The organism is Pseudoalteromonas sp. P1-9, assembly GCF_001399975.1.
In the GTDB taxonomy this organism is placed as follows: domain Bacteria; phylum Pseudomonadota; class Gammaproteobacteria; order Enterobacterales; family Alteromonadaceae; genus Pseudoalteromonas.
The window spans coordinates 28928-55723 of record NZ_LKBD01000018.1 but is presented as its reverse complement, the minus strand read 5'-3'; the positions used below and the strand labels follow the sequence as shown (position 1 = coordinate 55723).

Annotated in this window: 24 protein-coding genes; 8 read left to right on the top strand and 16 right to left on the bottom strand. The window is 41.6% G+C overall.

The genetic code is table 11. From position 1 onward, the window contains the following. Position 1: 1 nt before the first annotated feature. The 3 genes from nrdR to AN214_RS12415 all read right to left on the bottom strand — a co-directional run bounded on the left by nrdR (position 2) and on the right by AN214_RS12415 (position 4155). On the bottom strand, positions 2 to 451 hold the full coding sequence (gene nrdR, locus AN214_RS12425; RefSeq protein ID WP_010561691.1) for a transcriptional regulator NrdR: 450 nt from the start codon (positions 449 to 451) through the stop codon (positions 2 to 4). A gap of 70 nt (positions 452 to 521) precedes the next feature. Next, complete coding sequence (gene glyA / locus AN214_RS12420) at positions 522 to 1778, bottom strand: serine hydroxymethyltransferase (RefSeq protein ID WP_054980014.1); 1257 nt, start codon at positions 1776 to 1778, stop codon at positions 522 to 524. A gap of 199 nt (positions 1779 to 1977) precedes the next feature. Continuing rightward, positions 1978 to 4155 carry a patatin-like phospholipase family protein gene (locus tag AN214_RS12415; protein ID WP_235576749.1) on the bottom strand — a complete coding sequence of 726 codons (2178 nt, stop codon included), beginning with the start codon at positions 4153 to 4155 and terminating at the stop codon, positions 1978 to 1980. Between the two features lie 195 nt (positions 4156 to 4350). Between AN214_RS12415 and ettA the strand changes: the two genes are divergently transcribed. Further along, a complete protein-coding gene (ettA, locus tag AN214_RS12410) occupies positions 4351 to 6024 on the top strand; it encodes an energy-dependent translational throttle protein EttA (RefSeq protein WP_054980012.1) in 1674 nt (557 codons plus the stop codon). A 61-nt stretch (positions 6025 to 6085) separates the two neighbouring features. On the opposite strand, the gene AN214_RS12405 is transcribed toward ettA, so the two are convergent. Further along, positions 6086 to 7168, bottom strand: a complete 1083-nt coding sequence (locus AN214_RS12405) for a rhomboid family intramembrane serine protease (RefSeq protein ID WP_054980011.1) — start codon at positions 7166 to 7168, stop codon at positions 6086 to 6088. A gap of 6 nt (positions 7169 to 7174) precedes the next feature. After that, a complete protein-coding gene (locus AN214_RS12400) occupies positions 7175 to 7750 on the bottom strand; it encodes a hypothetical protein (RefSeq protein ID WP_010561695.1) in 576 nt (191 codons plus the stop codon). Between the two features lie 124 nt (positions 7751 to 7874). On the opposite strand from AN214_RS12400, the gene AN214_RS12395 reads away from it, so the two are divergent. Both AN214_RS12395 and AN214_RS12390 read left to right on the top strand, forming a co-directional pair. Beyond that, positions 7875 to 8246, top strand: coding sequence for a PilZ domain-containing protein (locus AN214_RS12395; RefSeq protein WP_010561696.1), 372 nt, complete (start codon positions 7875 to 7877; stop codon positions 8244 to 8246). A gap of 523 nt (positions 8247 to 8769) precedes the next feature. After that, entirely contained in the window at positions 8770 to 9054 is a 285-nt protein-coding gene (locus AN214_RS12390; protein WP_010561697.1) for a hypothetical protein, read from the top strand. Positions 9055 to 9112: 58 nt separating this feature from the next. On the opposite strand, the gene rraB is transcribed toward AN214_RS12390, so the two are convergent. From rraB to nudF, 8 genes are all read right to left on the bottom strand, one after another. Beyond that, a complete protein-coding gene (rraB, locus tag AN214_RS12385; RefSeq protein ID WP_010561698.1) occupies positions 9113 to 9448 on the bottom strand; it encodes a ribonuclease E inhibitor RraB in 336 nt (111 codons plus the stop codon). Next, complete coding sequence (locus AN214_RS12380) at positions 9423 to 10160, bottom strand: 1-acylglycerol-3-phosphate O-acyltransferase (RefSeq protein WP_054980039.1); 738 nt, start codon at positions 10158 to 10160, stop codon at positions 9423 to 9425. Before AN214_RS12380 ends, rraB begins: the two co-directional genes overlap by 26 nt. 141 nt (positions 10161 to 10301) lie before the next feature. Beyond that, positions 10302 to 12608, bottom strand: coding sequence for a DNA topoisomerase IV subunit A (gene parC, locus AN214_RS12375; protein WP_054980010.1), 2307 nt, complete (start codon positions 12606 to 12608; stop codon positions 10302 to 10304). A gap of 29 nt (positions 12609 to 12637) precedes the next feature. After that, positions 12638 to 14536: a DNA topoisomerase IV subunit B gene (gene parE / locus AN214_RS12370; protein WP_054980009.1), complete on the bottom strand. Its 1899-nt coding sequence runs from the start codon at positions 14534 to 14536 to the stop codon at positions 12638 to 12640. A 113-nt stretch (positions 14537 to 14649) separates the two neighbouring features. Then, positions 14650 to 15216, bottom strand: coding sequence for a YqiA/YcfP family alpha/beta fold hydrolase (locus tag AN214_RS12365; protein ID WP_054980008.1), 567 nt, complete (start codon positions 15214 to 15216; stop codon positions 14650 to 14652). Then, the gene (locus tag AN214_RS12360) at positions 15198 to 15980 is read right to left on the bottom strand and encodes a metallophosphoesterase (protein ID WP_054980007.1); all 783 of its coding nucleotides are present in this window, start codon (positions 15978 to 15980) and stop codon (positions 15198 to 15200) included. Before AN214_RS12360 ends, AN214_RS12365 begins: the two co-directional genes overlap by 19 nt. After that, positions 15967 to 16413: a DUF1249 domain-containing protein gene (locus AN214_RS12355; protein WP_010561704.1), complete on the bottom strand. Its 447-nt coding sequence runs from the start codon at positions 16411 to 16413 to the stop codon at positions 15967 to 15969. The genes AN214_RS12360 and AN214_RS12355 overlap by 14 nt, the downstream gene beginning before the upstream one ends. Then, positions 16407 to 17030, bottom strand: a complete 624-nt coding sequence (gene nudF, locus AN214_RS12350) for an ADP-ribose diphosphatase (protein WP_054980006.1) — start codon at positions 17028 to 17030, stop codon at positions 16407 to 16409. The genes AN214_RS12355 and nudF overlap by 7 nt, the downstream gene beginning before the upstream one ends. Positions 17031 to 17224: 194 nt before the next feature. Here nudF and tolC point away from each other — a divergent pair, with 194 nt between their 5' ends. The 3 genes from tolC (at position 17225) to AN214_RS12335 (ending at position 20278) form a co-directional block, all read left to right on the top strand. Beyond that, a complete protein-coding gene (gene tolC, locus AN214_RS12345; RefSeq protein WP_054980005.1) occupies positions 17225 to 18505 on the top strand; it encodes an outer membrane channel protein TolC in 1281 nt (426 codons plus the stop codon). Between the two features lie 98 nt (positions 18506 to 18603). Further along, a complete protein-coding gene (gene lpxL, locus AN214_RS12340) occupies positions 18604 to 19530 on the top strand; it encodes an LpxL/LpxP family Kdo(2)-lipid IV(A) lauroyl/palmitoleoyl acyltransferase (RefSeq protein ID WP_054980004.1) in 927 nt (308 codons plus the stop codon). Between the two features lie 181 nt (positions 19531 to 19711). Further along, the gene (locus AN214_RS12335) at positions 19712 to 20278 is read left to right on the top strand and encodes a TcpQ domain-containing protein (protein WP_054980038.1); all 567 of its coding nucleotides are present in this window, start codon (positions 19712 to 19714) and stop codon (positions 20276 to 20278) included. On the opposite strand, the gene glnE is transcribed toward AN214_RS12335, so the two are convergent. Further along, positions 20275 to 23067: a bifunctional [glutamate--ammonia ligase]-adenylyl-L-tyrosine phosphorylase/[glutamate--ammonia-ligase] adenylyltransferase gene (gene glnE / locus AN214_RS12330; protein ID WP_054980003.1), complete on the bottom strand. Its 2793-nt coding sequence runs from the start codon at positions 23065 to 23067 to the stop codon at positions 20275 to 20277. The genes AN214_RS12335 and glnE overlap by 4 nt on opposite strands. A gap of 69 nt (positions 23068 to 23136) precedes the next feature. On the opposite strand from glnE, the gene AN214_RS12325 reads away from it, so the two are divergent. Continuing rightward, positions 23137 to 24033 (top strand): DUF350 domain-containing protein, encoded by an 897-nt coding sequence (locus tag AN214_RS12325; protein ID WP_054980002.1) that lies wholly within the window; start codon positions 23137 to 23139, stop codon positions 24031 to 24033. Between the two features lie 34 nt (positions 24034 to 24067). Here the strand turns inward: AN214_RS12325 and AN214_RS12320 are convergent, their stop codons facing one another. Then, positions 24068 to 25081 (bottom strand): ABC transporter permease, encoded by a 1014-nt coding sequence (locus AN214_RS12320; RefSeq protein ID WP_054980001.1) that lies wholly within the window; start codon positions 25079 to 25081, stop codon positions 24068 to 24070. Next, positions 25074 to 25973, bottom strand: a complete 900-nt coding sequence (locus AN214_RS12315; protein WP_054980000.1) for an ABC transporter ATP-binding protein — start codon at positions 25971 to 25973, stop codon at positions 25074 to 25076. Before AN214_RS12315 ends, AN214_RS12320 begins: the two co-directional genes overlap by 8 nt. Positions 25974 to 26046: 73 nt before the next feature. Between AN214_RS12315 and rsmE the strand changes: the two genes are divergently transcribed. After that, positions 26047 to 26790 (top strand): 16S rRNA (uracil(1498)-N(3))-methyltransferase, encoded by a 744-nt coding sequence (rsmE, locus tag AN214_RS12310; protein ID WP_054979999.1) that lies wholly within the window; start codon positions 26047 to 26049, stop codon positions 26788 to 26790. Positions 26791 to 26796 lie beyond the last annotated feature (6 nt).

Genomic DNA, 26796 nt, shown 5'->3' with positions numbered 1-26796 from the left:
ATTACTCACCTAAGCGTGCGATTTCTTCGCCAAATTCTTTAATGTCTTCAAATGAGCGGTAAACAGATGCAAAACGAACGTAAGCAACTTTATCGAGTTTTTTCAGCGCTTCCATAATAAATTCGCCGACTGTTTTACTATCAACTTCGCGCTCACCTGTCGCACGCAGTTGCGATTTAATTTGGTGTACTACTTCTTCTACCTGTTCTGTGCTGACTGGACGTTTTTCTAGCGCACGATGCAAGCCATTGCGAAGTTTATCTTCATTAAACGGCTCTCGGCTGCCGTCTTGCTTGATTACGCGTGGCATAACAAGCTCGGCACCTTCAAAGGTAGTAAAACGTTCGTGACATTCATTACATTCGCGACGACGGCGAACCTGATGACCACCACCTACTAAGCGTGAATCGATAACTTTGGTGTCATTGGCTGTACAAAAAGGACAATGCATAAACAACTCTCGAAAGAAAAAAGGCCGCAAAAAAGCGGCCTTATCATATCATGTTAACAATGAGAAAACATTATGCGTAAACAGGGTGTTTCGCACAAATTGCTTTTACTTTCTCACGTACTTCATCTTGTACTTTTGTATCTTCGATGTTGTCTAGAACATCACAGATCCAGCCAGTTAACTCTTTTGCTTCTGCTTCTTTAAAACCACGACGCGTGATTGCAGGAGAACCAATGCGCAGACCAGATGTTACAAACGGAGAACGTGGGTCGTTTGGTACTGAGTTTTTGTTAACTGTAATGTAAGCATTACCAAGTGCTGCGTCTGCATCTTTACCTGTGATATCTTTGTTGATTAAATCAAGTAAGAATAGGTGGTTGTCTGTTTTACCAGAAACAACGTCGTAGCCACGAGCTTTGAATACTTCAACCATAGCTTGCGCATTTTTAACAACTTGTGTTTGGTATGCTTTGAACTCTGGCTCTAGTGCTTCTTTAAATGCAACCGCTTTAGCAGCGATTACGTGACATAAAGGACCACCTTGACCACCTGGGAATACCGCAGAGTTTAACTTTTTGTAAATCTCTTCGTCGCCACAGTTAGACACGATTAAGCCACCGCGAGGACCCGCTAATGTTTTGTGCGTAGTTGTTGTAACAACGTGTGCAAATGGTACTGGGCTTGGGTAAACGCCTGCAGCAACAAGGCCAGCAACGTGTGCCATATCAACTAGAAGGTAAGCACCTACTTTATCTGCGATTTCACGGAATTTAGCCCAATCAACAATACCTGAGTATGCTGAGAAACCACCGATGATCATTTTAGGCTTATGCTCTAGTGCTAGCGCTTCAACTTGTGCGTAGTCGATTTCGCCAGTTTCTTCATTTAGACCGTACTGAACTGCGTTGTACGTTTTACCTGAGAAGTTTACGTGTGAACCGTGAGTTAGGTGACCGCCGTGTGCAAGGCTCATACCTAAAACTGTGTCACCCGGCTGAAGTAACGCTTGGAATACTGCCGCGTTTGCTTGTGAACCAGCGTGCGGTTGCACGTTTGCGTAATCTGTACCGAATAATTCGTTAGCGCGATCAATTGCTAATTGCTCAACAACATCAACGTGCTCACAACCACCGTAGTAACGCTTGTAAGGGTAACCTTCCGCGTATTTGTTAGTTAACTGAGAACCTTGTGCTTCAAGTACACGCGGGCTACAGTAGTTTTCAGACGCGATAAGTTCGATGTGCTCTTCTTGACGCTGCTTTTCGTTTTCCATTGCGCCAAATAGTTCTGGATCAAAATCCGAGATATTCATGCTACGTTCTAACATGGTTACTCCTAAATAGAAGATGGTTGTGGGATAAAGGGCGTATTGTACGCTTAAAAAGCGCCCTTGCCTACTTTGTATATGTGAAGTTATTTAAACAGGGATTGAAAATTTTTCACAGTGTATTTTTAATGATATTTTTAAATCGAAATATAAATATTTAAAATGCGAAACAAATCTTTCATTAAATTTAATTATACAACTACCAGTGTTTGCCTAATGAGACAAAAAAGCTGGATTCGCCATCATCGGTTGCACCAAAACCAAATGCAGCTGGGCCAAAGCGTGTATCGGTGCCAACAAACAAGCTGCTGGCAAAAATAAGCTCAGATAAATCGACACTTTGTTGAATATCCCACACATTGCCTACTTCAGCACTCACACCAAAGTAAAGTGGCATGCTGGTCATATTAAGCATATCGCGACCTAAATCGTATTGATAAATCACTGCGCCAAACGCTTTTTTAGGACCGTTTAACACGTTTTTGCCATAACCCGATAAATTTAAAAAGCCGCCCAAGCGCTCAGTGTTAACGGTAAATGTACCGTCTGATTCATAACTGGTATACGATGCTGTGCCAACTAAGCCATGGTGGCGAATAGAAAAAGCGCCGCGCCAATCAATTTTGTATTTACTGGCATAGCGACTGTCGATTGGATCAAGGCGATCGTCATACGCTTCTTTAAAACGACCATAATAAACACGTAGTCGATTACCTTGGGTTGGAAAACTAATGCTATCTAAGGTGTCATACATCAAACTGCTGTAAAAGCCCGTTTGATCAAAGGGGAATTTATCATTAATCAATGATTTTTGTTCAAGTTCGCCTACATCCCGTATTGTGCCAAACTCAAATCGCCAAAAATTATTAATGTTGTAACCGAGCGCTAAATTACCACGCAGGTGATTCTTTTCTAAATCAAAGTACGCTTGCGTTACCGTTTGTAGCTTGTATCTGTCTTTGATAAACGCAAGGCGAGCACTCGCATAATAGTCATCTTCTGCGTTTAGCGGTTGATAAAATTCGGTCGCGATATACTCTTCAAAACCAAGCGAAATCTCATTGCGCCACGATCCTCCAAAGCGATTAATATTGCTGTTCGTAAACGCCATATCAATTGAGAGAACTGAGTTTACTGTCACATCACTTTGATAATTAGCGCCAAAATCTAAATAGTTTGGCCCCCACGATTTACCAACTGTTTTTAATACTAACACCCGCCCTTGCTCGGTATCTTTAAACTCGGTTTCAACACGCTCAAATTCATTGAGCGCATAAACGCGATTTACCGCCTGCTGCACATCATGCTCCGATGGGGTGTCTCCGGGGTTAATCGAAAAGTGTTTGAGTATCAATTTATTATTAACGTCTGACAAATTATCCAACGAAATCGCAAGTACTGGGTTATAAATTGGCTGAAACCACAGTTGGCTGCGCTCACGTTTAGCAACTTGGTACGCCTCAAATTCACTCGATGAAGTAGCTAAGGTTTGCAGTTTTGGTTCCGCGATTTTTGCAGCAGCAAGCCCGCGCACTAACGATTCTTCTAAATCAGCCCAGTCAGTGGTGCTTAAGTCATCAATGTCGGGGCGAATATAAATGTCCTTTTCACTTAGCAAACGTTTTTGCCATTGTGTTGAGGCATTGGTCAAAATAGTCGAAAGCTGGCCAAGTACTTCCATAGTTGATGTAAACTCATTCGACTGAGCAAGTGATGCACCTATATCCACGGCTATAACGATATCTGCGCCCATCTCTTTTACTACGTCAACCGGCAAATTATTGGCGATGCCACCATCAACCAGTAAGCGACCATCAATTTCGGTCGGCTGCACAGCCCCGGGTACCGAAGCCGAAGCTTGCATTGCTTCTGCAATACTACCAGATGAAATCACCACGGCTTCACTGGTCGATAAATCGGTAGCAATTGCGCGATACGGGATTGCTAACTGGTCAAAATCATCAAACAAATGCACTGAACGCGTGGAGTTTCGCAATAAACGGCTCATACTTTGCCCGACAAGCAAACCTTTAGATGAACGCAATGCACCGTCACGAATACCAAAATTCAGCTGTAGATTAAATTTATCGCGTGCCTCTTTATCGCGATAGCGTAATACTTCTCTTGGAATATCATCTGAATAACCTTGGTTCCAATCTTCATTAAGCATAAACTTTTCAATTTCACTCGCTGAATATCCCAAGGCATACATACCTGCAACATAAGCGCCGATACTAGTACCGGCGATATAGTCGACTTTTACATTATTCGCTTCAAGTACCTTTAACACGCCAATATGCGCACCGCCTTTAGCACCGCCACCTCCGAGTACTAAACCTATTTTTGGCTCATTCGATGCACTCAGTTCAAAACTCATCAATATTGAACAAAATAAAAGATAAAAAGAGGTTTTATTAAGCGCCGGCATAGGTAAGCAATTACTATTATTTTTATGTGAATTTACCTTAACTTAACAGAATGACATTTTAAATCTACTACGACATTGAATGCCCCCATTTATCACACTACAATATGCAGCAATTACATTATTAAAATCACTATAGGATTATTCATGCCTTTACCGGATAAGTTTATCTACACGATGCATCGTGTAAGTAAAGTAGTGCCGCCAAAGCGTACTATTTTAAAAGATATCTCGCTTTCATTTTTCCCTGGCGCAAAAATTGGTGTGCTTGGTTTAAACGGTGCAGGTAAATCTACCTTGCTTCGTATTATGGCGGGTGTTGATACCGAGTTTGAAGGTGAAGCGCGCGCATTCCCTGATACAAAAATTGGTTACTTACCACAGGAACCTGTACTAGACGAAAACAAAACAGTACGTGAAACTGTTGAAGAAGCGCTTTCTGAAGTAACAAATGCCCTTGCACGTTTAGACGAAGTTTACGCTGAATACGCAATGGACGGCGCAGACTTTGACGCATTGGCAAAAGAGCAAGGTGAACTTGAAGCAATTATTCAGGCGCACGATGGTCACAACCTAGATAATGCACTAGAGCGCGCCGCCGATGCGCTTCGTTTACCAGAGTGGGACACGCCAATTAAACTACTTTCAGGTGGTGAGCGTCGCCGTGTAGCGATTTGTCGTTTATTGCTTGAAAAGCCAGATATGCTATTACTCGACGAACCAACTAACCACTTAGATGCTGAGTCAGTAGCTTGGTTAGAGCGTTTCTTACACGATTACGAAGGCACTGTTGTGGCGATTACCCACGACCGTTATTTCCTAGACAACGTGGCAGGTTGGATTCTAGAACTTGACCGTGGTGAAGGTATTCCATGGGAAGGCAACTACTCATCATGGCTTGAGCAAAAAGATGCGCGTTTGAAGCAAGAAGAGAAAGCGGAAAAAGCACGTCAGAAATCAATTGCGCAGGAGCTTGAGTGGGTACGTTCAAACCCGAAAGGCCGTCAGGCTAAATCGAAAGCACGTATGGCGCAATTCTCAGAACTACAACATTCTGATTATCAAAAGCGCAACGAAACCAATGAGCTATTTATTCCACCAGGTCCTCGCCTAGGTGATAAAGTACTAGAAGTAAACAACATCAAAAAAGGCTACGGCGACCGTGTACTAATTGATGATTTAAGCTTCTCAGTACCAAAAGGTGCAATCGTCGGTATTATCGGTGCTAACGGTGCTGGTAAATCAACCTTATTCCGTATGCTAGGCGGTCAAGAAACACCAGACGCAGGTTCATTTGAACTTGGTGAAACCGTTGAACTTGCAACAGTTGATCAGTTCCGTGACGATTTAGATGGTTCAAACACCGTATTCCAAGAATTATCTGAAGGCCAAGACGTATTGAAAATTGGTAACTTTGAAATTGCCAGCCGTGCTTATGTATCGCGCTTTAACTTCAAAGGTAACGACCAACAGAAATACGTGAAAGACTTATCAGGTGGTGAGCGTAACCGTCTTCACCTAGCCAAGCTGTTAAAAGCTGGCGGTAATATGATCTTACTCGATGAGCCTACCAATGACCTTGACGTTGAAACATTACGCGCCCTTGAAAATGCGATTTTAGAATTCCCAGGCTGTGTAATGTGTATCTCGCACGACCGTTGGTTCCTTGACCGTATTGCTACGCATATTCTTGATTACCGTGATGAAGGTCAAGTTAACTTCTTCGAAGGTAACTACACCGAATACGAAGCATGGCTTAAGAAAACGCTTGGTGCAGAAGCTGCGCAACCTAAACGTATTAAGTACAAGAAAATCGGTTAATTGGTTTTCACACAATACAAAAAAGCCCGCACATTGCGGGCTTTTTAATGCATAAACGTTATTAACGTTTTAGCACAGCTTCTGGCTGATTGAGCAGTTTGATTAATGGGTTTTCAGCAAGCACCTTCTCTTTTAAGAAGTAACCAATCACTAAACCAACAATAAAACCACCGATGTGCGCGCCATAATCAACGCCATCTTGTAATACGATTAGACCGAAAATATTAATTGCTATCCAAATCGCAAAGAACCACACCGCGCTCAGTTTCTTTTGATAAATAACAAACATAAAGGTTAAGCTAGCGTGTCTAAACCACATTAGGTACATGCCAAATAATCCGGCAATTGCGCCACTGGCACCAACCGATGGAATATTCGGGTCTTGTGACATAACCAAGCTAAACAGCGATGCGCCTATGCCGCATATTAAATAATACATAAGGTATTTTTTATGGCCAAGCGCATCTTCTAAGTTATCGCCAATAATGTATAAGAAATACATGTTTCCAACTAAATGCATCACAGAGCCATGTAAAAAGACACACGTTAATAAAGTCCAAATCTCTTGGCCGTTATTAACATCAGCAGGTCTTAGTGCAAAGTTTTCTAATACAAAACCAAAGCTCTCGATGTTAAAGAAATACGCACAGAAAATCAGAATATTAATCGCAATTAAAGACCAGTTTACCCAAGGTTTTGACTTGGTTTTTAAGTTATATTCCACTGGCATTTGCGTTAGAAATTGGAATAAGTAAGTTTTCCAAGATACTTTTTTATTTAGTTCATCAAGTGCACCGCGTAACTCAGGACTGTTCTCCACTGACGTAAGTTCGTCTTTATCAATCCAGCTACCATCACACTTACGACAAATATCCAGTTCAGTTTGATAATCTTTTAATAAGTGCACCGCTTCTAAATGGCTGCCGCAATCAGGGCAGTTTAATTCTGTGCTACCCTGAGGCTCACCAAAGTGATGGCTATAACATTCGCCAATCGGGCCGTCATTAATCTCTTCAATCATGCGATTAACTTGGTTTTTCTCAAACCACAAACCACCGCACTGACGGCAAACATCAATTTCTTCACCGCAATAATGGGTAACTTCTAGTGCTACATTAACGCACTTTGGACAACGTTTGGTCATGGCTTATTACTCTCCTTTTAATACGCCAATTTGAATATCTTCTTTCGCTAACAAGCGTTTTAGCTCGTCAGCACTGTCTTTAAGTTTTAACAGCGGGCCATTTTTAAAATATTCCGTTTGTTCTAACAATAATTTTGATGCATGGCGTGAACCAATGGCCCAGCGACCTACCTGATCGATGGTGCGGTCGGCTTTACCATAAAAGCGGCGCACTTCAGAAAGAATTTCACTCGGCGTTTCCAAAGTAGTGGGATTGTACTTCATGGTTTGCCAAACGTATTTGTCGAGCATTGGGCGCTGCTCTGTAATCACTACTTTTGGCGGGCTTTTGGCGAGGACTTTTGCGTACGTTTCAATTTCTTTAACCGCGTCATCTAATTCATCGTATAACGACATGCGCAGATAATAGTTATCTTCCATTTTGCTTAACGTATCGAATTTTAGCGCTTGTTCAAGACCGCTTTGTGCAGCTAAATATACACCAACAATTGTCGATACAATCATAAACGCCTGATTTAACCAAAATCCGGTTTTTTTCAATTCACCGTGATCAATCTTTTGTTTTTCAGCGTGTTCTGGCATTGTTTTTCCCTTAAAAAATAAATTCCATAAGTGGCGCCCGCTATTTAAACATATCAGCATGAAAATATTTAATATTTTTTGTTAATCGGCTATGCTTTAAAGATGACGATAAGGAGCGCTCCTAATGCAAGAAAGACGACATTTCACTCGTATTATTTACCGCACGCCTGCAAAATTAACCTTTATGGGCGTAGAGTATAACGCTGAAATCCTTGATTTATCGCTTAAAGGTGCACTTTTAAATAAGCCTGATAACTGGCCTACTGCGTGTGATCTTTCGCATCACGCCAAGTTAGTGTTTCAACTTTCTAACAGTGATATTGCGATTGAGATGCTGGTGTCGCTGGCACATGTTGAAAGTGACCAATTGGGGCTACGCTGTGAGCAAATTGAAATTGACAGTGTGACGCATTTAAAACGCCTTATCGAACTCAATATGGGAGATGAAGAAGAGCTTTATCGTGAGCTTGAGCATTTATCGGTGTTAAACGATTAGACGCTTTCAATATCGCAGCATAAGTTAACTGCAAGTAATGTGTTTAAAATCACCTCGGTTTGAGGTCACCAGCGCGCTAAAGCGCGTTTTCTATTTATTGTGATCTTGAAGCTCATTCACGCAAGCCATCTTTAGTATTTCTACTTTCCCCTTTGAGTATCTTCTCGTCATCAAATATAGCCAAAACAACTTTTATATTTATTGCAACTGTATAGATTTAACACCTTTCACAGCCAGTACAACCTCTATCGCCATTGTTACCTGTCAAAAAGCGCAGCCTTATACACGCGTTAACCCTGCAAATATTGAATCATTATTTTCATTAAAAACATGGAGTGTTGAGAGTGTGACAGCTTTGCAATTGCATTCATTAAGCTATACGCCTTAAAAAAACAAAAGACTTTATGATTATTGGCGCTTATACATTTACGATTGAATTAATTGATAATCATTATCATTTTTATTGACTTGAAATTCTGCGCAGTATAATCTTACCAACATGTAAACCTAGCAGGGAAAAACCATGGAAGTTATTTTGATTGCTTTTTCATTTATTACGGTAATTATTGCAATGTCGTGCTATTTCAAAAGTAACCAATGCGCTGAAAGTATTCGCTTTGATAGCAATAGCCCGATTGGTCTTTATTGGTTACTGGCAGTCGTATCGTCTGCACTAGCCCTTTTTACGGCAGTTACAGCGCTAGGCGTATATGAAGGAACCCTTGCTTGGTTATCAATTCACACATTGATTTTAGTGCCTGTCTTATTGTTCTCCCCGTTCAAACTCTCACAAGATAAGCCGCAATAAAAAATAGCGCCATTTGGCGCTATTTTTTGTACTCGATTTGTCAATACAACACAGAAGCTTACTCTTGAAAGTAAGTGCCCCAACCATCGTATTCCACACCAGCTTTTGCAGCAAGATCGATAAGCTTATCTACATCTTCAAGAATAAGTTCTGCGTCAAGTTCACATTCAACTACAACGTCAAAGCCCCAAATTTTGCTGCCATCTTCTAATTCAAGTTCAGCTGGATCTTCCACGTCAAAACCAAGTTTGAATGCAGCAAGTGCCGCTTCTTCTAACTTATCAAAATCTTCACATACAAAGTGGTGTTCTACTTCGTACAGTTTGTCTGGGTTTGAGCCGTCTTCTAATAACGACTCAACAATGTCTTCACTTATTTCGCGCCAGTTTTCCACAATCGCTCTCTACTTTAGCATCTAGCTGTTCAATTTTACTCTGCATCATAGCATGAATTCGCTTTGCGTGCTCTCTTGCCGATACATCCTTTTCCAACGAAATCGGATCAAGTAATTCAACATAAATGGTTGGGTTAGCCCAACGATTTAACTTAATACGCCCTGTTGTTGTACTCATACAGACCGGCACAACCTCCACACCGGCTTGCATAGCCGTGTGAAATGCGCCTGTTTTAAATGGTAATAAACCACGCCCATAACTGCGTGTACCTTCAGGGAATAACCACACAGAAATCTTATCATTTTTAATTTTTGATGCGGCCTTATCAATTGTGCCTTTTGCTTTTGATTTATTATTGCGGTCAATTAAAATATTGCCTGACAACCAGTACAACTGGCCAAAAAATGGGATAAAGCGAATGCTTTTTTTACCAATGCTTACGGTATTTTCTGGTACTGCGTTGGTCACGGTAAACAAATCATAGTTATTTTGGTGATTCGAGACAAATACATATGACTTATCTTTATCTAATTGTTCAAGGCCTTTGATTTCCAACTTGGCGCCCAGTAGTACATGCATGCTGCCATACCAAGAAGCAAAACGGTGAACGTGGTTGCGGTTAAACGGCATTACTAAACATAACAGCAAACCAAAAATCGCACTAAAAAAGATAAAAATCGCAAGTAGTACTAAGCGAACAGCAAATATCAAAATAACGTCTCCAATAACTAAGCGCGCCATTATACGAATTTTAGCTAACATGTGTAAGCTAAAAAACACGGATTATAAAAAAACCAGCCCCATATTGAGACTGGTTTTCGTTATTTTAACGCTTTTCGACGCAAAGAAGCACTAATCTTCGCTATTTTCCGAATCAATAGCATCGTCGATCAATTCTTGTGCGGCAGTAAACTCAACTTCCATTAAGTCTACACGCTGTAAACCACGCGGTAACTTATTACCACGTCTGCCACGCTCGCCGTAGTAATGTTCTAAATCACTTGGTTTTAACGTTAGTTTACGCTTACCTGCATGTAAAGTAACAGACGCGCCATCTGGCACGATACCCAGCACTTTGACAAACTCTTCTCGCGATTTAACACGGGCGCTCGGAATGGAAATGATCTTATTTCCTTTACCTTTACCTAGTTTTGGCAAATCACGAATTGGGAAGATCAGCATGCGACCTTCGTTCGAGATTGCTAAACAGCGGTCTGTCGTAATGTCGTGAATTGACTGTGGTGTCATTAATAATGCAGCTTCAGGAATCGTTACCAGTGCTTTACCGTTTTTATTTTTACTCACCAAGTCATTAAATTCGGTAATAAAGCCATAACCTGCATCTGATGCCATCAGGAAGTTGGCTTTTTCTTCACCCATAACCACATGTTCAAGGTTCGCGCCAGGTGCAACATTAAAGCGCCCTGTCATTGGCTCACCTTGGCTACGGGCAGAAGGTAAACTATGGGTATCGGTTGCGAATGCTCGGCCAGAGCTATCTAAGAATACACTCGGCTGATTACTGCGTCCTTTGGCAAGAGACTTAAAGCTGTCACCCGATTTATAACTCAGGCCTTCAGCGTCAATATCATGGCCTTTAGCACAACGTGCCCAGCCTTTTTCAGAAAGCACGACTGTCACACTTTCTGATGGCATTAAGTCTTTTTCACTTAAGGCTTTTGCTTCACCGCGCTCAACCACAGGCGAACGACGATCGTCACCATAAAGCTCAGCGGCTTCTTGAATTTCTTTTTTCAGTAACGTCGACATACGGCGCTCAGAACCAAGAATCAATTCAAGTTTATCGCGCTCTTTGGCAAGTTCGTCTTGCTCACCGCGAATTTTCATTTCTTCTAATTTAGCAAGGTGGCGAAGTTTAAGCTCTAAAATTGCCTCTGCTTGCGTTTCCGTAATACCAAAACGCGCCATTAAAACTGGCTTTGGCTCATCTTCGCTGCGGATAATTTCAATTACTTCGTCGATATTTAAAAAGGCAATCAATAAGCCTTCTAAAATATGCAAACGTGCTAATACTTTGTCTAAGCGGTATTGCAAACGGCGGCGAACCGTTTCACGTCTAAACACTAACCATTCAGATAGAATTGTTTTTAAGTCTTTTACTTGAGGACGACCGTTTAGCCCCAGCATGTTTAAGTTAACACGGTAGTTTTTCTCAAGGTCGGTGGTCGCAAATAAGTGCGCCATAAGTGGCTCAGCTTTTACGCGATTTGAACGCGGCACAATTACAATACGCGTTGGATTTTCATGATCGGACTCATCACGTAAATCGGCCACCATAGGTAATTTTTTAGCGCGCATTTGCGTAGCAATTTGCTCTAACACTTTCGCACCAGAGCACTGATGAGGTAACGCCGTAATGACAATATCGCCTTGCTCTTCAGTATACACCGCGCGCATTTTGATAGAGCCTTTACCACTTGAGTAGATTTTGCGAATTTCAGCCTTAGGCGTAATAATTTCCGCATCAGTTGGGTAATCCGGTGCTTGTACTAAATCAAGCAGCTCTTCAAGTTCGGTTTTAGGTTTATCCAGTAATGTACAACAGGCATCTGCCACTTCGCGTACGTTGTGCGGCGGAATATCAGTTGCCATACCTACAGCAATACCGGTAATACCGTTCAATAGAATATGCGGTAAACGTGCAGGCAGTACTTCCGGCTCCTTCATGGTGCCGTCGAAGTTAGGGATCCAATCGACTGTGCCTTGGCCTAGTTCTTTTAATAAAACCTCAGAGAACTTAGATAAACGCGCTTCGGTGTAACGCATTGCCGCAAAAGACTTAGGATCATCTGCCGCACCCCAGTTACCCTGACCATCCACCAGCGGATAACGGTAAGAAAATGGCTGCGCCATCAGTACCATGGCTTCATAACAGGCGCTATCACCGTGTGGGTGATATTTACCGAGTACATCACCCACGGTACGGGCTGATTTTTTGTATTTTGCCGCTGCCGATAGGCCGAGTTCACTCATTGCGTAAACAATACGACGTTGTACGGGTTTCAAACCGTCGCCAATATGTGGCAAGGCACGGTCTTTAATTACGTACATTGAGTAATTTAAATAGGCGCTTTGCGTAAACTGCGCCATTGTTTGTTTTTCTATCCCTTGCATTGCGAGGGTATCGAGATCTGACATGCTCGTTTACCTAAATTTTTTAATGCTAGTTATGAGTTCCATGAATCCGCTTGGTCGCCACTGGTTTCTAACCACTCGCGACGATCGCTTGAGCGCTTTTTGGCAAGTAACATATCCATTACTTCCAATGTTTCTTCATCGCCCTCTAAGCTTAATTGCACTAAACGGCGCGTATTTGGATCCATTGTCGTCTCGCGCAGCTGCATTGGGTTCATTTCACCCAAGCCTTTAAAGCGTTGTACATTCACTTTGCCACGTTTTTTCTCTGCTTCGATACGGTCTAAAATGCCGGTTTTTTCATCTTCATCAAGGGCATAAAATACTTCTTTACCTACGTCGATTCTATAAAGCGGTGGCATTGCTACATACACGTGCCCTTGCTCTACCAAAACAGGGAAGTGTTTTACAAACAGTGCGCACAACAAGGTTGCAATGTGCAATCCATCAGAATCCGCATCCGCTAAAATACAAATTTTGTGATAGCGTAGATTAGTTAAATCTTTTGAATCTGGATCCATACCAATCGCCACTGAAATATCGTGCACTTCTTGCGACGCAAGAATTTGTCCTGATTCAACTTCCCACGTATTAAGGATTTTACCACGTAGTGGCATTACCGCTTGGAACTCACGATCGCGCGCTTGTTTAGCTGAACCACCCGCCGAGTCACCCTCTACTAAAAAGAGTTCACTGCGCTCGCTTTCTTGCGTGCTACAGTCGGTTAATTTACCCGGTAACGCAGGACCTGATGTGATTTTTTTACGAACCACTTTTTTCGCCGCACGCATGCGTTTTTGCGCGTTGCTAATACAAATTTCCGCAAGCAACTCTGCAATATCTGTGTGCTCATTAAGCCATAAACTAAACGAGTCTTTTACCACACCCGAAACAAATGCTGAGGTTGCACGTGACGATAATTTCTCTTTAGTTTGACCTGCAAATTGTGGGTCCTGCATTTTGACCGATAGCACATAACTACATCGGTCCCAAATATCGTCAGGTGTTAGTTTTACCCCACGCGGTAATAAATTGCGGAATTCACAAAATTCGCGCATTGCTTCTAGCAAACCTTGGCGCAGACCATTTACATGGGTACCGCCTTGCGCTGTTGGAATAAGGTTTACATAACTCTCATAAACCCCTTCACCGCCTTCAGGTAACCACAATACCGCCCAATCTACACCTTCGGTGGAACCGGAAAACTCACCGGTAAATGGTTGTTTCGGTAAAACTTCGTATTCTTTTAATGCATCAGCAAGGTAATCTTTTAAGCCATCTTCAAAAAACCATTCAATGGTTTCTTTAGTTTGTTTATTGATAAAACGGATTTTTAAGCCAGGACATAGAACCGCTTTGGCTTTTAATAAATGCTTGAGCTTTGATAGCGAGAAGTTTGCCGAGTCGAAGTAACTTGGATCAGGCCAAAAGTGCACTGACGTACCGGTATTGCGCTTGCCTACAGTACCGACCTCGGTTAAATCTTGTACCTTATCACCGTTTTCAAACGCAATTTCATACACTTTTGCATCGCGTCGTACGGTAACTAATACACGCGTTGATAAGGCATTTACAACGGAAATACCTACCCCGTGTAAACCACCTGAGAATTGATAGTTTTTGTTGGAAAACTTACCACCAGCATGTAGTTTGGTAAGAATAAGCTCAACGCCCGGAATACCTTCTTCGGGGTGAATATCGATTGGCATACCACGGCCATCATCGACTACTTCCAGCGAGTTGTCTTCGTGCAGGATCACATCAATTTTCGATGCATGCCCAGCTAAGGCTTCATCCACACTGTTATCGATAACTTCTTGGCCAAGGTGGTTTGGACGTGTGGTATCGGTATACATGCCGGGACGGCGCTTTACCGGTTCGAGTCCATTTAAAACCTCAATGGCTTCTGCATTATAATCTTGTGTCGTCATGAAATGCGGTTCTTTTTATATTAATTATCTTTGATACCTAGCTGCCCTTTTCTGGGTATTTTTTTACTAGGTTTTAGCGCGTTTTTATAGGTTATTCCCTTATCACTATTGTTTTACGATATTTTCAGGAAATCTACAATAACAGGAAAATAACGTTCGAACCCTATAAAGCTATGATCGCCAGCAAATTCAACGTGCTGACGGCAGTTTTTATAATAATCGACCGCCTGTGAAAAATCTAATACTTCATCACCCGTCTGTTGTAAAAGTAAAATCAACTCAGGCTGTGACAAGTTGGCAATGTAAAACTGCTTTAACTGGTCCACATGACGTTCAGTCACATCGTAATAGTAACCTTGATATGGGTTGTACTGCGTACCCAGGTAATCATGCATTAGGTCAAATGGTGCAACGGCCGGATTAACAACCACTGCTGGCAGTTGATAGCGCTCGGATAAAATAGTCGCAAAGTATCCGCCCAATGAACTGCCAATCAATTTAGTATTGGCCGTTATTAGCGCTTCGAGCGTCAGCAAAATTTCACGCGGTTCATGGTTTAGTTTTGGTACTAAATACTCAACATCATGATGTTCCGCTAAATACCGACCAAATTGTTGTGCTTTAAATGATTCTGGTGAACTATTAAAACCATGAATGTATATTACGCGTTGTTTAGCCATACTACCTGAGTGTTTAAACTGCCATTTTGCTGTAATCGTATCATACGAAAGGCAGGACCTAAGTCGACTTGTTGCCAATCGCTGGTATTTTTTTCAAATTGTATCGAGGTGGCGGGCGTAGCAAATACTGCAAACTCATTAAACAACCAGCTGTATTCATTGTGAACATGGCCGTGAATTAACCCTCTCACCTTTTTAAATTGGGTTAATTGTGAAAGCAGTGCTTCGCCATTTTCTAACATATGTTTATCAAGATAACCCTGAATAGGTATCGGGTGATGATGAGTAAACAGCAAAGCATGCTTAGTATTGTTCGTTAACTCATTTTGTATTTCGTTGAGGTGTGTTTCACTTACAAACCCCGCTGGCGTTGGCCCTTTGGAATTAGCTAATAGCACTTGCCAATGTTCATTTTCCAACACTTTACTGTCGCGAATGCCGTACTGACTAAAAACCTCGCGATAAACACCTATTTCGTCATGATTACCCGGTAGCCAGAACAACTTACCACTAAGACCTGCTTGTTGTACCAATTGAGCGAACAAGTGATATGACGCCTCACTGTGGTCTTGTGTTAAATCTCCGCCAAAAATAATGGCATCGCAGTCAATTGATTTAATACACGCTAATGTCTTTGCTAAATTATTTGCGGTATTTACACAAAAATATTCACCATTTGGTTCTGCAAAAACATGACTATCGGTGATATGAACCAGTGTTAATTGCGCTTTATCAAAGTGTTCGCGTTGGCTAAACCATGTCATGATCGGTATCCCAGTGGAAAGTACTACGTCCTTGGTTAATACAGTATTCTAACCAATCTTTTAAAAATGCATTCAATTGATATTTTTCATCTTTTTGATGCATATCAGGGTTTGGGTAACCATAAGCCGGCTTGACCCGTTTGGGATAATATTTACATACTACTTCTGCAACTTTGGCATCGTGATAGACGCGTACGTTTAAATCAGGTCGCGTAAATCCTATCACTTGGTGGTCTGTTTGTTTAAGCGAGACTAAATTAGTGTAAGGCGATGCCTCTAATACGGTAAGCGTAAATTCAAAACCACCAACCAATACCTTATTCACCGCCCCTCTATCATTTTCTTTTGGCATCAGGCGGTTTATGCGAGCATAGTTTTGCTCACATAAACGAATGTACTTAGGTAAGTTTTGTCGATAAGCCTGTGCTAACACGTACGGTACTTCTCTCTTATTGCATCAATATTTAGTTTAAGCCACTGCAAGCAAATTACGGTGGCAGCGTTATCCATTTCACCTTCATCAAGTAGCTGAAATGCCTGCTCTACTGGGATTACATGTACCCTAATATCTTCACCTTCTTCAGGTACGCCATAAATGCCACCGGCTTGTGATAAATCAGCTTCACCATAATATAAGTATAAACGCTCTGATGTTCCGCCGGGGCTTGAAAGATACGACAGCATAAACTCAATGTTATTAAGTGCTATACCAGACTCTTCTTTCGCTTCTTTTTTTACCACGGCTTCATAATCTGTACTGCCATCGGTCATACCTGCAATCACTTCAAGCAACCATGGCGATTTATCATCGTTAAATGCGCCAATGCGTATTTGTTCAATAAGCAGCACCGCATCCAATTTTGGATCATAAGGTAAGACTGCTACCGCATCGCCGCGTTCAAATATTTCTCGCACAATCACGTCAGATTGCCCACCGGCAAATAATGCATGACGAAAGTGATATTCATCAATTTTAAAAAAACCGTTAAAAGTGCGCTTTTTCGCGACAATTTCTACGTCTGATTGCTTGAATTTTGTAATTTTGGCCATATAAAAGGTGATTAATTAGTTTAAAATCTATTCGATAATCTATCGAATTTTCGGTATTTTAGCTGATAAAGTGAATAAAACGAATTTTTCATATTCTGTTACACTTGAATACTTTGTTTTACTGTATTGTTTTTCTAATCGATAAAAAAACACGCTAAGATGCTTTCAAAAATTGTCTGGGGATGACAACCACTATGAAAAAGAAATTATTATCTGCGCTTGTTGCATTAAGCTGTGGCTTTTCAGTTACACATGCTAATGCAGAAGACCTTATGCAAGTATACGAAATTGCACTTGCAAACGATCCTGTTGTGCTAAAAGCAAAAGCAACACGTGATGCACAAGACTACAACACTGACATCGCAATGGCGCGTTTATTACCACAAATTGGCGCATCAATGGGTTATAGCAAAGTTGATGGCGATGCTGGCGATTCTGATACGTTCAGCCGCGGCGTTAGACTAGACCAAGACCTATTCAACTTAGGTTCTTGGAAATCACTAAACATTGCAGAAAAACAAGCGCTACAAGCAGATGCTAGCTACCGATTAGCACAGCAAAACCTAATTGTACGTGTATCAAATGCATACTTTAACGTACTTGCACGCCAAGATGATTTAGAGTTTGTACGCGCAGAAAAACGTGCGATTGAGCGTCAATTAGAGCAAACAAAGCAGCGTCACGCAGTAGGTTTAACAGCAATTACTGATGTACATGAAGCACAAGCACAATACGATAACGCAGTAGCTCGTGAAATTGTGGCACTTAACGATGTTGAAACAGCACGTGAAGAACTAGGTGAAATCACGGGTAAGTATCACGAAAAGCTAAATGCACTTAATACAGACAAATTCACAACGGTAAAACCAGCGCGTAAGAGCAATGACTTTGTTGAATCTGCAAAAGAAAACAATATTTCACTGCAGGTATCACGCGTTTCTGTAGATATTGCGAAAGAGCAAATTGAACAAGCAAAAGCAGGTCATTATCCAAAACTTACGTTATCAGCTTCTTATGGTGATAAATTAGGCGAAACAGGCCCACGCGCTGACCAAACAAGTGTTGGTCTAGACTTCACTGTACCGATTTACCAAGGTGGCGGTACGCAAGCTGCTGTAAACCAAGCATCTGAGTACTTTGTTGCTGCAAGCCAAGAGTTTGAAAGCGCATACCGCAATGTAAATAAGCAAGTACGTACTTCTTACAACCAAGTAGTGTCAGATATCGCTACTTACCGTGCCCTCGAGCAAGCGGTTGTTTCAGCAGAGAGTGCATTACAAGCAACTGAAGCGGGTTTTGAAGTAGGTACACGTACCATCGTTGACGTATTGCTAAGTACACGTAACTTATATGACGCGAGCCGTAATTTATCTGCGGTACGTTACCGTTACGTTGTTTCTACACTAGGCTTAAAACTTGCTGAAGGTACACTGTCGCGCAGTGATATCGAAGCAATTAACCGCGGTTTAAACTAATCTCGGTGATGTAATGCAATGTGGGAATAAATCAATTCCCACGTTCTCCTCTCTTTTTGTTATACTCGCGCTAATTTTTACTTTTCCCTTCGAATACTGTGATCACTAAAGCGCCATTTTCATATTCTTTTCTTGCTCCAAAATATTGGCTTACTTGGTTAAGTGTGCTGATTTTGTATCTTCTGTCTTGGTTACCGTATCGACTGCAAATTTGGCTTGGTAAGTTATTAGGTCGCCTAGTTTATCGGTTTGTAAAAAAACGCCGTAAAATCGCCGAAGTCAATATTGCCTTAGCCTTTCCAGAACTCGACAAAGCAGCGCAGGCAAAATTAGTAAAAGAGAACTTAGAAAATACCGGCATTGCGATTTTTGAATCAGGTATGGCGTGGTGGTGGCCACAGTGGCGTGCAAAAAAACATTTTGGCGGCATTACTGGTTATCATCATATTGAAAAAGCGATTAATAATGGCAAAGGCGTATTGTTGCTGGTTCCTCATATGATGCATTTAGAAGTTGCGGGTCGCATGATGGGAATACAAAACAACGGTGTTGGCTTTTATCGCCCTCACAATAACCCGTTAATGGAATACATTATTGTCAATGGTCGCCTACGCTTTAGTGAAGCACTGGTTACAAAGCGCGATGTAAAAAGCTTATTAAAAGCATTAAGCCAACAAAAGTTATGCTATTACTTGCCTGATCAAGACTATGGTCGAAAACGCTCTGAATTTGTGCCGTTTTTTGCGGTTAAAGAAACGTGTACTACAACTGGCACGCTTATTTTTGCCAGCAGCAAGAAAAGTGAAACCGTCGCACTCTCTACTTATCGTAAGGATAATAAATACTATCTTGACGTAAGCCCTGTGTTTGAGAGCTTCCCAACCGGGAACGATGTTGACGATGTAACACGTGTCAATCAAGCTATGGAAGAGGCGATTGCCAAAGCACCTGAGCAATATTTGTGGCTTCACCGTCGCTTTAAAACGCAAAAGGATCCAAACGCGACGTCGTACTATAAAAAATAATACATAGCCGTTTTGTACTTCAAATTACAAAGCGACTTTTCATTTCGGTCTGTCAAAAAGCAGATAAAGCGTTATCACTGTTAGCTTATTATCTAAAAATACGAATTAAGTATTATGCAAATTAGTGTTAGGTTACGGCTATTATTGACTTGCTTTATATTTAATCATTGTGAGTGTCGTTGTGTGGTTTTGGATTAAACATTTATCTTTGGGTTTTATCTTAATTGCGGCCGCACTGTATCTTCTACTTGGCAAAGGGCCAGTATTAGAAGCTAACAAATCAAATGCAGCAGCAGAGGGCTTATCTAACTTTTATAATAGTTTTCGCAGCACCTTAAGCTCGATGACTGAACGCGAGAAATACGTCATTCAGTTAGGCGAACCCGACAGCTCTTTAGCTGAGCAACTAAGTCAACGCCGTACCTCAAACAAAATTCCAGCGCATTGGCGCGGTGAAATTAAAGCGCGCCGCTTCGATAAGGGTGATACATTAAAAGAAGTGATGTCGGATTTTGCCAAGCAAGAAGGCATTGAATTTTTGTGGTATCTCGACAAAGATTACGTCATTAAAGATAACTTTCGCGTAGACGAAACCTTTATAACAACCCTGTACCAAGTTTCTAAAGCCATCGACAGTGACTTCGAAAACACGGTGTACGGCTTTTTCTGTTATAAACACAGCACCGCAGTTATCACTGAAAATCCAACCCGCTATGTGCGTGATAACTGCGTTAAAGCAACTCTCTAAGCTAAGTACTTTTGCCAAATTGTCGTAACGGCGCTTACATCGTTTTGCACGCTTTCAAGGCTCACTAGCTTCGCTTCTTGGCGTAAACTCACTTGGTGATAGAGCTCGCGATAATCGCAATATGCTGACGTTAACTGCTGCATTTCAATAGGCTCAATAAAATCATGCTCTGCTGCACTGGCAAATATACGTATATTATCGGAATACTGAGTGATTTTTGGCTGAGCATAGGCATTTTTTAAGACAAAATATTGCGCCAAAAACTCAATATCTGCCATGCCCCCCACGCCTTGTTTAATATCAAACTCAGCACCACTGCCTTTAATTAAATGGTCTCGCATTTTTTGCCTCATCTTTACCACGTCCTCACGTAATTTTTGTTCATCACGCTGACGCGACAGCACTTCATTTCTAATTTCATTAAAACGTGCATGTAACGACGCTTGCCCGTAGGTCATGCGCGCTCTTACTAGCGCCTGATGTTCCCATGTCCATGCTTGTTTTAGCTGATATTCACGAAAGGTCTCAATATTAATCGCCAATAAACCTGACGCTCCTTCAGGGCGTAAGCGTGTATCAAGCTCATAAAGAATGCCAGAGGCTGTACGAGTATTAAATAAGTGCAATAAACGCTGTGCTAACTTCAAATAAAACTGGCGCGCATCAATTTGTTTATCGCCATTAGTTTGCCCAACACCATCACAGTTATGCACAAATACCAAATCAAGATCAGAATCGTAGCCTAGCTCTACCCCACCCGCTTTGCCATACGCGATAACTGCAAAGCCTTTTTCATCATCATTGGCCTCAGGTGGATAGCCAAAACGCGTTACCATTTGCTGCCAAGCCAGATTAACACACTGAGCCACTATCGCTTCTGATAATGCTGTAAGGTGATCGCTTACTTTCATAACATCGAGCACACCGGTGGCATCTGCTGCGGCAATACGTAATTGATGCGTTTGTTTAAACTGACGCAATGCCTCCATTTGCAGCTCTAAGTCATTTTCATCGATACGTAAAAAGTACTGACGGATTTCCTGCTCATAGCCACTTAACGGCAAGGTTTTATAAAGTTGGGCTGGGTCGATTAATTCATCCAGCAAAATAGGATAACAGGCTAAATGATCGCCTATCCATTTGCTATGCGCGCAGAGTTTAAATAGCTGATTTAGCGCCCCTGGATTTTCTAGCAATAACTCCAAATACGCTGTACGTGAAATCACTTTCTCTACCACAGCGAGTACGCGCTTAAGAATACTCGATTCACAACCGCATTTATCTGCTTGCTGTAGTAATAGCGGCATCAATTTATCAAGCACATCGCGCCCGCGTCCGCCCAATTTCCGCTTGGTTCCCGACACTTTAAAATCATAAACGATATTAAAAAACTCGATATTTTGCCCAAACAACTGATGCGAACTAATCACCTCAATACTTGGTTTTTCCCACAGCAGTTCATAGCGTGAGTCGACATCTTGTTCATCATCGTCCTCCGCACCTATCATGGCATTAAACTCATCGTGAATAAGTCGCATTTGTTGGTTAATCAATGCTATTGCATCACCATAATTTGACGTTTCTAACAAGGCACTTAAACGCATTTGGCCAATGTCTTCTTGTGGCAATGTCTGTGTTTGTTTATCGTCAAATTGCTGTAAATATTGCTCAATACGGCGTAAGAACAAATATCCGTCAGTTAATGTATTAGCAACATCTTGTGGTACTTCATTAAGCTTTGCTAATGCTTGCAGCGCTTTGCAAAATGATTGCACCTGTAAACTCGGCTCGCGCCCTCCTCGGATCATTTGTAGCGCTTGCACCACAAACTCGGCTTCACGAATGCCACCAGCACCAAGTTTAATGTTTTCAGTAAGTCCTTTACGACGCACATCTTGTGCGATAAGTGCTTTCATTTTTCGAAGCGATTCAATCACCGAAAAATCTATGTATTTACGATAAACAAAAGGCCTTAGTAAGTCATAAAACTCTTGCCAATAGCTTGATTCAGTACCAAGTAACCGCGCCTTTAACATAGCATAGCGCTCCCAATCACGACCTTGCTCTTGGTAATACTCTTCCATTGCATTAAAGCTCATAACTAATGGGCCGCTGTCGCCAAATGGTCGAAGACGCATATCAACGCGGAAAACCTGTCCTTCCGGTGTAACTTGATTCAATGCTGCAATGGTTTTTTGCGCTACTTTCGTAAAAAAAACTTGGGCTTCACACGATTTACGCCCACCTTGGGTTTCAACTTGGTACGGATACGTAAATATCAGGTCGATATCTGACGAGTAATTTAGCTCATAGCCGCCTAGCTTGCCCATGCCTAAAATCAACATCGGCATGGCATCCCCTTGTTCATCAGTAGGCTTACCCCAAACGCTAGCAACCTGCGCATATGCCCAGCGATAGGCTGAGTCTATTAACTGTTCACTTAATTGAGAGGTGTAACTAATGCTGTCGCGAATATCATTTTTAAGCACAAGATCAAGGTATGCAAGCTTTAACCAATGTAAATTGCGATATTCTCTGAGCGTTTGAAATGCATCGCTTTCTGCAATCTGAGCAAGTGATTGCGTATCAAAAACAGCGCTCGTATCGCGCGATGCAAGCCATTGGTCATTGTGTAAATAGTCTATAAAGTGTGGATGCTGCGCCAATATACGAAAAGCAAAGTCGCTCAACGCTAATAGTGCCACTACATTTGGTTCAGCTTGCTTATCTGCGAAAATCTCATTAAATCGCTGCTGCCCCAGTTGTTGTAAACCTTGTGCTAACTCCATAACTTACTTACACTCTTAAACTAAATTCTAAAGCTATCCAGTATCTTAGCAAAAAAGAAAGCTATTTTTATGTCTTATATCAGTCTATCTAACGATCTTTTAGTCGCATTCGCCATCACCGTACTATTGGTTTTGGTTGTTTTAATGGTGGTTAAAAAGCAATTACAAGCCGACAGCAGCGAACATGATTTAATGGATGAATTAGCGAAAAAAGATAACTTTGCTATGGGCATTAGTTATGCGTCTTCTATTTTCAGCATTATTTTAGTTGTTAGTTTTATTGCAAGGGAATTTGACTTGTCGCAATGGCAAGAAAGTTTACCGCACATGGCTATCGCACTCGCGCTTGCATTAGTGTTTATTTGGTTTGGTAAGTGGATCCATAACCGCCTCATTCTAAGAGATTTTAATGAAGCAAGGGCAATAGAGAAGCGCAATGTATGCGCAGCACTCATCGATACCGGCGTATTGCTGGCAAATTCAATCATTGTGCTTGGTCTTTACAAATGGTCTAAAGCGACAAACTTTAATACTTTACTGATTGATATTATCGCGTTTATTGCCATTCAATTTATTATTTTGCTGCATACTCGCTGGCAAGAGAAACGCTTTGCCGCCACCAATCAAGGCGCTTCAATGCAAACTTATTTTGCCTACGACAATACGTCAATAGGCTTGCGCTTTGCATCACGCATGACTGCGTTATCGCTAGCAATTTTTGCGGCACTTGCCAGTATTCAGTTTATTGCTGGTAACTTTATCGACAATATCATTATGATTTTATTAAACGTGGTTGTGTTTGTTGCGCTGCACCAAATTACCGCATTATTGATATTAAAACTGGCACTACCAAAAGTACAAAACAACATTGAAGTGGAACAACAAGACAACATCGGCATCGCCAGTATTGAGCTTGCTGTTCATATTGCGATAGGAATTTTACTACTGCGTTTGTTCTCGCTGTAACATCTGCTTTAATTGGAATTTGAGCAAGCGCGGTTTATCGCGTTTGCCCTTTCCAGCTAAAGAATAGAGCGCCAAGCAATAGAAACACCACACTTTGCCCGATGAGAATAAACAGCTGTGGTGCAATTTCAACAAACCCTGCCCCCTCTAACATCACGGCACGCGCACCAATCAACATTTGCGTAAGCGGAAATACCTGAGAAATTGCCTGTACAAATGCCGGGCTGCCTTCAAGTGAAAACCACACTCCCGACAACATCATCATCGGCCATGACACTAAATTGAGAATGCCACCGGTAAATTCTTCCGACTCAGAACGACACGCGATCAGTAACGATAGCGAAATTAGTGAAAACGCACCGAGTACGCACAGCACTAATAACCACAACATACTGCCGATTAAATAAAAATCAAAAATAAGATGACAGGCTACGAATATGGCGGACGTTAATGCCACAACAATCAATAAACGCGAAACGATTTGCGCTGCCAGGAATTCTACCGGCTTTAATGGCGTGGCACTTAAACGCTTTAGCACTGCGTTTTTACGATAACGTACAATTACATAACCCACGCCATACAAACAAGAAAACATCATATTCATCGCTAAAATTCCGGGCACAACCCAATCAAGATAGCGTATTTCTTGGCCTTCTATTGCCTCTTTTACAAACTGCGCGGTTGCTTGTGTTGTTTCAGCAAGTAGCAATTTTTCTGCAATATAACCATTTGCCGAACTTGAATTTACCCAATACTGTTTTGCATCAAAGCTCACCAGTAAATCCAGTTTATGTTGGCGCAGTTTTTCGATTGCCACACTTTTATCTTGATACTCAATAAACTCTAAATGCTTATACTGGCTAATACTGTGTTGCTGTAAATCACCTACGTAGCCAATTTTAAACAGTGTCGGGTTATCATTTTTAAAGATAAAGGCAAACCCAACAACTAACAAAATAGGAAATGCTAAATTCCAACCGAGCGCCGAGCGGTCGCGGAAAAACTCTAAATTACGCGCCACTAAAACAGCAAAAAATCGTTTAAACATCTGCTTTTTCCTCGTTAGTGTGTAATGCGTGACCTGTTAACTTTAGGAATAAATCATCTAAATTAGCCGACTTAACTTGCAGCCCCTGCAATGAAATTTGCTCCGTTAACAACTTAGCTAATGTGGCCTCGGTATTATCACTATGAATAAGCACACTGTCTTGACTGTAATGAGCATTCGTAAACGAAATTTGTGACGATACATTTTGCTTTGGTAACGATATTAATGATCCTTTAAAATGCTCTCTCAATAGGTTTTCAGGGCTATTCATCGCGATAATCTGTCCCTTATCCATAATCGCAATTTGGTCACATAAGTACTCGGCTTCATCCATATAATGGGTCGTCAATAAAATGGTTTTGCCCGCCGCTTTAATATCATTTACTAAATCCCAAAATAAGCGCCTGCTATGGGGGTCGAGTCCGGTGGTTGGCTCATCTAAAAAAATAAGTTCTGGGTCGTTAATTAATGCCAACGCCAATAGCAAACGCTGCTTTTGCCCGCCCGACAACTTTCGGTGATCAACATTAATAAAGTCTGTTAACTGACATTGCGTAATGAGGTCGTCGGTTGGCACTGTCTTTTTATAAAACGACGAGAACAAATTGAGCGTTTCTCGTACCGTTAAATAATCTTGCAACGCGGTATGCTGAAACTGAATACCCAGCTTTTGAAAATCTTCTCGTGTAATTCCCTGACCGTTAAATAAAATATCGCCGGATGTTGGCGTTAAAATCCCTTCAAGCATTTCGATGGTGGTGGTTTTGCCCGCACCATTTGGTCCTAACAAACCAAAACACGAACCTTTAGTCACTTTGAAATCAATTTTATCGACTGCACAAAAGTCCGAGAAATACTTACTAAGCTTCTTAACCTCAAGAATTGTTGTCATAACTGCCTTTATTACTTGCCTTTGTTATTGCGCTTTTCATACCATATAAGCATATTAATCGCTGAGAGTCATTATGCGCATTCCCCATATCTACCAAGCCGGCACTATTGAAGTCGGCACAGAATTACAACTCGGCGATGATGCCGCAGGACACATAGGTCGCGTTCTAAGAATGCAACCAGGTCAACAGGTTAGCTTATTTAACGGTGAAGGTGGCGAATACTTGTGCACCATTTCACAAGCCAATAAAAAAAATGTGTATGTTAGCGTTGATGAATTTCACAATGTCACCAGTGAGTCACCGCTAAAAATCCACTTAGGGCAAGGAATTTCGCGCGGCGAAAAAATGGAGTTCACCATTCAAAAATCAGTAGAGCTTGGTATTACTGAAATCACCCCATTATTTAGCGAGCGCTGCGGTGTTAAATTACAAGGTGAACGCCTTGAAAAGAAACACCAGCAATGGCAAAAAATCGCAATTGCCGCAGCGGAGCAATCAGGCCGCAACTTTGTGCCCGTTGTTCACCCACCAATAAAATTAGAGCAATGGCTAACCCAGCCAAGCGACGAAACAAAGCTCACCCTGCACCCACGTGCTGAGCACAGCATTAAAACCATTGATAAACTTGCAAACTTTAATGCCACAGCAATGCGCTTTGTGGTTGGCCCAGAAGGCGGATTTACCGATGCAGAAATTGCAGCAACAAAAACCGCAGACTTTGTTGATATAAAGTTAGGACCACGTGTACTGCGTACTGAGACTGCAGCACTTACTGTTCTCTCTGCGCTGCAGCTTGTCTACGGTGATTTAGCTTGATTTAAG

What these genes read in the sequence shown, in the direction of transcription:
- nrdR (WP_010561691.1), bottom strand. Translation starts at nt 451, where the DNA reads ATGCATTGTCCTTTTTGTACAGCCAATGACACCAAAGTTATCGATTCA.
- glyA (WP_054980014.1), bottom strand. Translation starts at nt 1,778, where the DNA reads ATGTTAGAACGTAGCATGAATATCTCGGATTTTGATCCAGAACTATTT.
- AN214_RS12415 (WP_235576749.1), bottom strand. Translation starts at nt 4,155, where the DNA reads ATGAGTTTTGAACTGAGTGCATCGAATGAGCCAAAAATAGGTTTAGTA.
- ettA (WP_054980012.1), top strand. Translation starts at nt 4,351, where the DNA reads ATGCCTTTACCGGATAAGTTTATCTACACGATGCATCGTGTAAGTAAA.
- AN214_RS12405 (WP_054980011.1), bottom strand. Translation starts at nt 7,168, where the DNA reads ATGACCAAACGTTGTCCAAAGTGCGTTAATGTAGCACTAGAAGTTACC.
- AN214_RS12400 (WP_010561695.1), bottom strand. Translation starts at nt 7,750, where the DNA reads ATGCCAGAACACGCTGAAAAACAAAAGATTGATCACGGTGAATTGAAA.
- AN214_RS12395 (WP_010561696.1), top strand. Translation starts at nt 7,875, where the DNA reads ATGCAAGAAAGACGACATTTCACTCGTATTATTTACCGCACGCCTGCA.
- AN214_RS12390 (WP_010561697.1), top strand. Translation starts at nt 8,770, where the DNA reads ATGGAAGTTATTTTGATTGCTTTTTCATTTATTACGGTAATTATTGCA.
- parC (WP_054980010.1), bottom strand. Translation starts at nt 12,608, where the DNA reads ATGTCAGATCTCGATACCCTCGCAATGCAAGGGATAGAAAAACAAACA.
- parE (WP_054980009.1), bottom strand. Translation starts at nt 14,536, where the DNA reads ATGACGACACAAGATTATAATGCAGAAGCCATTGAGGTTTTAAATGGA.
- AN214_RS12365 (WP_054980008.1), bottom strand. Translation starts at nt 15,216, where the DNA reads ATGGCTAAACAACGCGTAATATACATTCATGGTTTTAATAGTTCACCA.
- AN214_RS12360 (WP_054980007.1), bottom strand. Translation starts at nt 15,980, where the DNA reads ATGACATGGTTTAGCCAACGCGAACACTTTGATAAAGCGCAATTAACA.
- nudF (WP_054980006.1), bottom strand. Translation starts at nt 17,030, where the DNA reads ATGGCCAAAATTACAAAATTCAAGCAATCAGACGTAGAAATTGTCGCG.
- tolC (WP_054980005.1), top strand. Translation starts at nt 17,225, where the DNA reads ATGAAAAAGAAATTATTATCTGCGCTTGTTGCATTAAGCTGTGGCTTT.
- glnE (WP_054980003.1), bottom strand. Translation starts at nt 23,067, where the DNA reads ATGGAGTTAGCACAAGGTTTACAACAACTGGGGCAGCAGCGATTTAAT.
- AN214_RS12325 (WP_054980002.1), top strand. Translation starts at nt 23,137, where the DNA reads ATGTCTTATATCAGTCTATCTAACGATCTTTTAGTCGCATTCGCCATC.
- AN214_RS12320 (WP_054980001.1), bottom strand. Translation starts at nt 25,081, where the DNA reads ATGTTTAAACGATTTTTTGCTGTTTTAGTGGCGCGTAATTTAGAGTTT.
- AN214_RS12315 (WP_054980000.1), bottom strand. Translation starts at nt 25,973, where the DNA reads ATGACAACAATTCTTGAGGTTAAGAAGCTTAGTAAGTATTTCTCGGAC.
- rsmE (WP_054979999.1), top strand. Translation starts at nt 26,047, where the DNA reads ATGCGCATTCCCCATATCTACCAAGCCGGCACTATTGAAGTCGGCACA.